The sequence below is a fragment of the Synergistaceae bacterium genome, from assembly GCA_017540085.1.
In the GTDB taxonomy this organism is placed as follows: Bacteria; Synergistota; Synergistia; order Synergistales; family Aminobacteriaceae; genus JAFUXM01.
The window spans coordinates 35941-42780 of the sequence record JAFYBQ010000036.1; the positions used below are offsets into that span (position 1 = coordinate 35941).

The 6840-nt window shown below is 49.9% G+C and carries 7 protein-coding genes; 5 read left to right on the top strand and 2 right to left on the bottom strand.

The window, feature by feature from the left end:
- Window positions 1–12: 12 nt before the first annotated feature.
- Window positions 13–462, bottom strand: coding sequence for a hypothetical protein (locus IKQ95_08650; protein MBR4196762.1), 450 nt, complete (start codon window positions 460–462; stop codon window positions 13–15).
- On the opposite strand from IKQ95_08650, the gene IKQ95_08655 reads away from it, so the two are divergent.
- The 3 genes from IKQ95_08655 (at window position 445) to IKQ95_08665 (ending at window position 3953) form a co-directional block, all read left to right on the top strand.
- Window positions 445–984: a DUF4422 domain-containing protein gene (locus IKQ95_08655; protein ID MBR4196763.1), complete on the top strand. Its 540-nt coding sequence runs from the start codon at window positions 445–447 to the stop codon at window positions 982–984. The genes IKQ95_08650 and IKQ95_08655 overlap by 18 nt on opposite strands.
- A 120-nt stretch (window positions 985–1104) precedes the next feature.
- Window positions 1105–2865 carry a hypothetical protein gene (locus IKQ95_08660; protein MBR4196764.1) on the top strand — a complete coding sequence of 587 codons (1761 nt, stop codon included), beginning with the start codon at window positions 1105–1107 and terminating at the stop codon, window positions 2863–2865.
- 2 nt (window positions 2866–2867) lie between these two features.
- Window positions 2868–3953, top strand: coding sequence for an NAD-dependent epimerase/dehydratase family protein (locus IKQ95_08665; protein ID MBR4196765.1), 1086 nt, complete (start codon window positions 2868–2870; stop codon window positions 3951–3953).
- Here the strand turns inward: IKQ95_08665 and IKQ95_08670 are convergent.
- On the bottom strand, window positions 3941–4837 hold the full coding sequence (locus IKQ95_08670; GenBank protein MBR4196766.1) for a triphosphoribosyl-dephospho-CoA synthase: 897 nt from the start codon (window positions 4835–4837) through the stop codon (window positions 3941–3943). The two genes, IKQ95_08665 and IKQ95_08670, sit on opposite strands and share 13 nt — an antisense overlap.
- 143 nt (window positions 4838–4980) lie before the next feature.
- Here IKQ95_08670 and IKQ95_08675 point away from each other — a divergent pair, with 143 nt between their 5' ends.
- Window positions 4981–5916, top strand: coding sequence for a DUF362 domain-containing protein (locus tag IKQ95_08675; GenBank protein ID MBR4196767.1), 936 nt, complete (start codon window positions 4981–4983; stop codon window positions 5914–5916).
- Window positions 5909–6820, top strand: a complete 912-nt coding sequence (locus IKQ95_08680; GenBank protein ID MBR4196768.1) for a permease — start codon at window positions 5909–5911, stop codon at window positions 6818–6820. Before IKQ95_08675 ends, IKQ95_08680 begins: the two co-directional genes overlap by 8 nt.
- The last annotated feature ends 20 nt before the right edge of the window (window positions 6821–6840 follow it).

A 6840-nucleotide genomic window follows, 5' to 3' on the forward strand; every position in this document is an offset into this window, starting at 1 on the left:
TGCTCGTAGGGGTCAAAACTCAAGACGATTTGGGTCTGTCAAGTAAACTGTGTATGAGATTTTTCTATGACACTTTCCGGCTTTGAAGGGTACATAATCAATTTCCGCAAGTTTTTTCAGGACGGCTTTTCTCATGGTGCTTAGAGAATGCGAGACTGCATTCTGCAAATACGGGTTAGAGCCTAGATTGTATGTCAGCCCGTCATCAGGTGAGACAGCGTAATAGCTAGTGGTCTGCTTCCTGATGTTGACAACAGAAATGCCCGTGTATCTAGTGGAAAAGTCGGAGAAAGTACAGCCCGTGAATCTGTGAGCATCATCGATAACATCAGCGGGCTGACCGCCGTACTGTCTGAAGAGAATCCCGCCCGACCTCGAAGCTGTAACGAAACAGCAGCAGGTTTGAGCAATCCACGATAAAGCGTCCCTGTAAGTCTTGATGTCATTCTCCGCGTAAGCCAAGCCCTTACGGGTTCAGAGATACGCGGCATTCTCGCAAAGCATAAAATAATACTCCCCCTCCGGCGAAAATATTACATTGAGACAGTCTACAGCCATTACGCGCACACTCATGACAGAAGACACCTTGACACCGCCCGTGAAATTATTGCCTCTGACTGCCCCGAATACCTGCCTTCATTCGACAAAGTTATGTCGCGGAACTGGGCGCACATCTTCAACATGTTTATTATGCCCAAAGCACTGGCGGATGATTATTGCTCATGGCTATTCCCGCTGCTTAAAGGAGTTGAGGAGTGTACAGACAAAAGCAGGTTCAACGATTTCCAGAAGCGATTTGTCGGAGTGGTCAGCGAAATGATGCTTGATGTATGGATTGTACGGCAGATTGAAACAGGGAGTATAACGCCCGGCGATATAACCGAAGTTCCGTATATTTACACCAGAAAAATAAACTGGCTGAGGAAAATAACCTCATTCCTCCTTGCAAAATTTTTCGGTGTTAAGTACTATCGCAATTTCTGACACTCTGCGGACATGAGCGCGCACACGGTAATTTTTCTCCCGGCAGACAGCAGGCAGGGAGATTTTTTTGTACACATTAAGCTATAATCTATGCAAAATCCCAAGTCAGGAGGCAGTTTAATGGCAGAAAAATTCTACACGTCAGAGGTCAACAAGCAGATACTAATTCAGCTCCTTAAAGCCCACAACATTCACAAAGTCATAGCCAGTCCCGGCGCAACAAACATAACATTTATAGGCAGCATACAGAATGATCCGTGGTTCGAGATATATTCGAGCGTTGACGAGAGATCAGCGGCGTACATGGCCTGCGGAATGGCGGCTGAGTCCGGGGAGCCTGTAGTCCTGACATGCACGGGTGCTACAGCCTCGCGGAACTATATCCCCGGACTGACTGAGGCATTTTACCGCAAACTTCCTGTACTGGCCGTAACAGCGAGCCAGCATTTTGGCCGGGCAGGGCAGTACATCCCGCAGATGTTAGACCGCTCGCGCCCGCCGATAGACTGTGTGAAAATGAATGTCAACATACCGATGATACACACGGACGAAGACAGGCAGCTATATACGGTCAAGATGAACGATGCAATATTAGAGCTTAGGCACAGCGGAGGCGGCCCGGTTCTGATAAATATTGTTACGGAATACAGCCCGGATTTTTCCGTTCACGAGCTTCCCCCGGTCAAAGTAATCAACAGGATAGAGCCTGAAGACGAAATGCCCCCGATAAAAGCCGGGACTGTCGGAATATTCATCGGCGCACATCCGGCCATGTCAGAGAGACTCACAGGGCTTATTGACTCGTTCTGCGAGAAATATAACGGTGCTGTACTCTGTTCCCATATCAGCAACTACAGGGGGAAATATGAAATTCACCCGAATCTTGTCCCGCTGTCGCCGCGTCAGGGAATGGACTTGATGATTTATATCGGCACTACTGAGGGAGCGTATACAAGTCTGAGGCCGAGTGAAGTATGGCAGGTTAATCCTGACGGTGTTGTGAGGGATAGATTCGGGAAACTGCGCTATGTGTTTCAGATGAGCGATGAAGAATTTTTCTCTCGGTACGTAAATATGCCTACCCGTGGGGGGGGGGTCAATTGCAGTTATTATACGGCGTGGCGTAATGATTATGATTATGTCCGCGCAAGAGTCCCGGAATTGCCCTTCTCAAATGCTTGGATAGCACAGAACACGATCGACAAACTTCCCGCAAATTCGGTACTCCACTTAGGAGTCAGCAATACCCGCCGTTGCTGGAATATGTTTGAGCTTCCCAAAACTGTAAACGGTTACTGTAATACTGGCTGTTGCGGCATTGACGGCTGTATTTCCTCTCTGATTGGCGCGTCTCTTGCGTCTCCCGGAAAATTATTTTTCGGGGTAACAGGAGATTTGACATTCTTCTACGACATGAACTCAATCGGGAATCGTCATGTCGGCAAAAATCTGCGTATCATGATCATCAATAACGGTATTGGTGCTGAGTTCAAGCTATACACGCACCCGGCCGCAAGTTTCGGCGATGACGCTGACAGGTTCATGGCCGCACGGGGTCATTTCGGGCAGCAGTCGCGGGACTTAGTGAGGCACTACGCGCAGGATTTAGGGTTTGAGTACATGACAGCCGCGAACAAGGAAGAGTATCTAGCGAACGTGATACGCTTCACGACACCTGAGACGCTGGACAGGCCGATGCTTTTCGAGGTCTTCACGAATCCCAAAGACGAGAGCGATGCACTATACGCAATCAACAATATTGACGTTACGGACATTCTTCCGCCGTCAATGAGGGCAAAGAATCTCGCAAAACAGACAGTAAAAAGCGTACTGGGTTCTGACGGAGTGAAAACGCTCAAAAAAATTATAGGGAGGCAGTAACGGTGAAAGTGTTAGTTACAGGCGGCACCGGGGCAATGGGCGGCTATCTTGTGAAGATACTGTCAGAGGCCGGGAATACAGTAGACGTTACAACGAGGCAGAATCGCGAATCCTCAGCGGAAAATGTGAGATACATACAGGGGGACGCGCATAATATTGACTTCATCAGGAAGACTCTTGAGGCCGGGAGCTATGACGCTATTGTAGACTTCATGAGCTACACGACAGAAGAATTTAGGAAACGCGCTGAGATTATGACGGGTGGGACGGGGCATTATATGTTTCTCAGCTCGGCGAGGGTGTACGCAAAATCAGATGTCCCGATAAAAGAGACTTCACCGCGTCTTCTTGACGTATGCACGGACAAAGAATATCTCGCAACAGACGAGTACGCGCTCGCGAAGGCAAGGGAAGAAAATATACTGCTTGAAGGGAAAGCGGGCAACTTCACCATAATACGCCCTACTATCACGTACAGCACTGAAAGATTACAGCTCGGAGTCTACGAGAAGGAATCGTGGCTTTACCGGGCAATACACGGAAGGCCGGTTGTATTCTCGCGGGACATTGCCGGGAAATATACTACTATGACATATGGCCATGACGTTGCCGGAGCGATTGCGGGTCTTGCGGGCAGGCGTGAGGCTTTCGGGCAGGCATATCATATTACGGCTGATGACTCGATGAAGTGGAGCGGCATTGCGGAAATCTACAGGGAAGTTTTTGCTGACGTTACCGGGCGTGAAATGGAGATTGTGTACATTGACCGGGCATTTGATGACACACCGCAGCTGAGATACAGCAGGCTTTATGACAGGAGATTTGACATCAGCAAAATCAAAGAGGCCGTGAAAAGTTTTTCCCCAGTTCCAATCCGCGAGGGACTCACGAAATGCCTGCGTGAATTTCTGACTGGCAGGCAGGTTTTCAGGGGAATTAATGCCGCGAATGAGGCAAGAATGGACAGGATTGCAGGAAGTTTCACGCCGCTGAAGGAATTTCCGGCATTCAGGCAGAAGGCAAAATATTTCCTTTACCGTTACGCGCCCAAACTGGCCGGAGTAATCAGCCGTATTCACTCGTCATAGCCTGAGCGCGTCAGCTTCATTTTCACCAGCTCAGGAATAAGCACAGCGCACGAAAGTATTACCCCGCTTCCATTGGGAGCAGCTCCCCTTGAGCGCAAAGCCCTGTCGAACTCCATCACAGCCGCTATGCCTTCAGGGGTGAGCATTCCGCCCGCGTCAAGCACTCTTTTTGCCTCGTCCTGTATCCGCATAAGCTCACTGATTCCCATTCTCCCGGCTATTTCTGTGTCTTGGTTCTCCGCCATTATCGTTATAAGCGTGTGGGACAGCCTTTCGCGCAGGGATAAATTTCCGTGCATGGCCTCAAGTTTCCTGAGAGTCTCAACAGCTTTCAGCGTCTGAATATATCCGTTCTCAGCTTCTCCCCGGCAGCCTTCAAGACCGTATGACATGTACGCCTTTTCCCCCGGTGTCAGAACTTTCATGTTTCCCGTGTCAGTCAGAGGCCACAATTCCCGCGCCGTTATCCCCTGAGCGAACGCCGAGGCCGTGAGAGCCAATGCGCCCGGAGTCAGTATGCGTTTCTGCGCGATGAGTTTCCCAGCCGCCGCGCACAATAATCCCATGCAGAATATATGACCCTTCACGGCGAATTTTCCGCGAGTGGCAAGAAGTGAGTCATTGCTGCCGATTCTGCCCGGTGATTTCAGGATGGTATATGCCTCCGAGGGTCTGAGGGACTCTGTGTCGGCACCTGCTGAAGCAAGATTTATGAAGCACTGAAACAATGACATTGCCGAGTCGACAAGGCCGGGGAAGTCTGAGCCGTCAAGCGCGTTATTGTCGAGCGGTGTAACAAGTCCCGGCTTGGGATATGCTGAGGCTGAAAGGATTATTGATTTCACGGCCAAACTTGCTATGTTGAATATGTACACTTCATTCATGATTGAGTCCTCCCTGCGTATTTTACACTCTGCTATATTTTCGGACACAAAAAGCGTCAAGCCCCGCAAAATTTCTCTTGACGTAAAGCCCGCTTCAGCGTTTATTTTTCCCTCATCCCAAAAATTACAGGAGGAACAATAACATGAAGCACATCACGCTAATCATCACAGCAATATTCGCGCTCATAGCATCATCAGCATACGCCGCGCCCGCAGTATATTTCACCAAAGACATATCACCCGCCGGAATCATGGCCGTGTATAACGCATTAGGCCGTGAAGCGTCCGGGAAAGTCGCCGTAAAACTCAGCACAGGCGAGGCCGGGAATACTCATTACCTTTCGCCCGCATTGATTGAGGGACTCGTGAAGAAGGTGAACGGGACAATCATCGAGGGAAATACGGCTTACGGAGGTTCGCGCTCACGCACAGCCCTTCACAGGCAGGTAGCTGAGGATCACGGGTTCACGAAAATCGCAAAGGTTGACATTCTCGACGAGGAAGGCGACACAGAATTACCCGTAACAGGCAAGGGAGTAAAGCACCTCAAATTTGACGCTGTAGGCTCTCACTTCAAGAACTATGATTTTGTCCTCGTCCTGACTCACTTCAAGGGTCATGCTATGGGCGGTTTCGGCGGGGCAATCAAGAACATCTCAATCGGCATAGCCTCTCCCCGCGGGAAAGTCAACATTCACACAGCAGGCACGAAAGAGTCCGGCTCAATATGGTACGACAAGCAGGACGACTTCCTTGAATCAATGGCTGAAGCGGCAAAAGCTATCTCCGACAGTCTCGGAAACGGAAAGCGCATAATGTATATCAGCGTCATGAATCATCTTTCTGTTGACTGCGACTGTGACGGAAACCCGGCAGCACCCGACATGCACGACATTGGTATTCTCGGCTCTCTTGACCCTGTTGCGCTCGATCAGGCATGTGTTGATTTAGTGTACAAAGCCCCGGACGGAGCGTCCCTCATTAAGCGCATGGAGTCCCGCCACGGCATTCACACACTTGAACACGCCGCTGAAATCGGACTCGGCTCTCGTGAATATGACCTTGTGAGCATTGATTAACATCATCCGCAGGGAGTCTATATATCTCTGGTACTATTTCTCCCTCCAGTTTGAGCAGATATATTTATACTGGCTGGCGGGAATGGCAATAGGCTCGTTTGTGTCAGTTTTCGGCAAAAGGAAAATTCACGCCCTCTTTGAGTCGATGAACGGCAGAAAATGGAGCTTGTTCGGGATTGTTCCGGCGTGTATCTTGGGCATTGCGTCTCCTCTTTGCATGTACGGGACAATTCCCATAGCCGCGTCATTCAGCGAGAAGGGAATGCGCGAGGACTGGCTAGCGTCCTTCATGATGTCATCAATTCTGCTCAACCCTCAATTAATCGTATATTCAACAGCGTTAGGCACTACGGCGGTAACAGTCCGTATAATTTCGTGCTTCATGTGCGGAATAACGGCGGGGCTTGCGGTGAATCTTTACGGGAAATTGACGGGGGAAAAATTCTTCAGCTTCTCAGGATTCTACGAGACATCAAACCGCGACACAGACCCGAATATATTTCTCCGTTACGTGAAAAATTTCGGGCGCAATGTGAAAGCTACAGGCGTGTATTTCCTGCTGGGAATATTTCTGACGGCGTTATTCATGCGCTATGTACCTGCGGAGTCATTCGCGAGGCTATTCGGGAGGCGGAACGGATTCGGGGTTCTCATGGCCGCTACTGTGGGAGTGCCGTTATACGCCTGCGGGGGAGGGACGATACCGTTATTGCAGATGTGGCTTGCTGACGGTATGAGCATGGCGAGCGCGAGCGCGTTCATGATTACGGGGCCTGCGACAAAGATAACGAACTTGGGCGCGCTGAAAATAGTATTGGGAGCGTGGAAATTCGCGGGGTATATAGCATTCGTGATTCTGTACTCACTTCTGAACGGATTAATTGTTGATTTAGCCGTGCAGTAACCGCAAACTACCCCCCCCCC

What these genes read in the sequence shown, in the direction of transcription:
- IKQ95_08675 (MBR4196767.1), top strand. Translation starts at nt 4,981, where the DNA reads ATGAAGCACATCACGCTAATCATCACAGCAATATTCGCGCTCATAGCA.
- IKQ95_08660 (MBR4196764.1), top strand. Translation starts at nt 1,105, where the DNA reads ATGGCAGAAAAATTCTACACGTCAGAGGTCAACAAGCAGATACTAATT.
- IKQ95_08670 (MBR4196766.1), bottom strand. Translation starts at nt 4,837, where the DNA reads ATGAATGAAGTGTACATATTCAACATAGCAAGTTTGGCCGTGAAATCA.